At 49.0% G+C, this 1,203-nt stretch carries 1 protein-coding gene; it reads right to left on the reverse strand.

The window, feature by feature from the left end; genetic code table 11:
• Positions 1-16: 16 nt before the first annotated feature.
• A protein-coding gene (locus ACFO3I_RS19090; protein ID WP_377336813.1) for an IS3 family transposase occupies positions 17-1,128 on the reverse strand; the annotation gives its coding sequence in 2 pieces (ribosomal slippage) (positions 17-867 and positions 867-1,128; 1,113 coding nt in all).
• Positions 1,129-1,203 lie beyond the last annotated feature (75 nt).

Here is a 1,203-nt window from a genome sequence, read left to right on the forward strand (position 1 = left end):
GGTAATCATCCCATTTTTAATGGACGCTTGAAGTAGAAGCCTGTGTTATTAAATTGTCTTTGTACTTCGGTGGTATGCCACCCAAGGCTTTGTTTGGCCGTTCATTGTTGTAAAACCACAGCCATTCTGTCGCATAGTCCTGAACCTCGGCAATACTTGCAAATAAATACTGGCTGAGCCATTCATACCGGACTGTGCGGTTGTAGCGCTCCACATAAGCATTTTGCTGGGGATTGCCAGGCTGAATAAACTTCAGGGTCACTCCGTTTGATTCTGCCCAGTTTTTGAGCACCGAACCAATGTACTCTGGGCCGTTATCGCTGCGAATTTCCTTGGGTTTGCCACGCCATTCAATGACTTGATTGAGAACCCTGACTACCCGTTCTGCCGGTAGCGAGAAGTCGACCTCAATGGCTAAGCCTTCCCGGTTAAAATCATCAATGATATTCAGCAGGCGGAAGCTGCGACCATCTTCCAGTTGGTCATGCATAAAATCCATCGACCAGCACTGATTCTTCATCTGCGGCACCGCCAACGGCTCAGGCTTTTCGCGGGTGAGGCGCTTCTTGGGTTTTATCCTTAAGTTCAGCTCCAGCTCGCGGTAAATCCGCAGCACGCGTTTATGGTTCCAGCCAAAACGTTTAACGTTACGCAGGTAATAGAAACACATGCCAAATCCCCAGCTGCGGTGCGTGGTCGTTAAGCGCAGCAGCCAGTCTGCAATTTGTGCGTTTTCATCACTCAGACGGGCCTGATAGCGGTAGCAGGTTTCACTGATACTAAACACCGCACAGGCCAATGTGACCGAAATGGATTTCTCCCGCACCGCCTTTTGCGCCAACTCCCGTCGGCGCGACGGCTTCACCACTTTTTTTCGATAGCCTCTTTGAGTATTTCGGCTTTGAGCCGCTCTTCGGCATACATTTTTTTCAGCCGGGCATTTTCGGTTTCCAGCTCTTTCAGGCGAGCCATCATCGACGCATCCATCCCGCCAAATTTGGCGCGCCATTTGTAAAAGGTGGCTGAACTCATGCCATGTTCACGGCACAGCTCAGGAACTGGTGCGCCAGCCTCCGCTTGTTTTAAAATCGCCAGAATTTGGCTGTCACTAAATTTTGATGTTTTCATATGCAGAATCTCCTGCGTTTATCGTACGAGAAAATTCTACTTTTGACGTCAGTTAATTTAAGGGATGATTACCGT

Origin of the sequence: Rheinheimera marina, from assembly GCF_042654345.1 — a bacterium.
Taxonomy (GTDB): domain Bacteria; phylum Pseudomonadota; class Gammaproteobacteria; order Enterobacterales; family Alteromonadaceae; genus Pararheinheimera; species Pararheinheimera marina.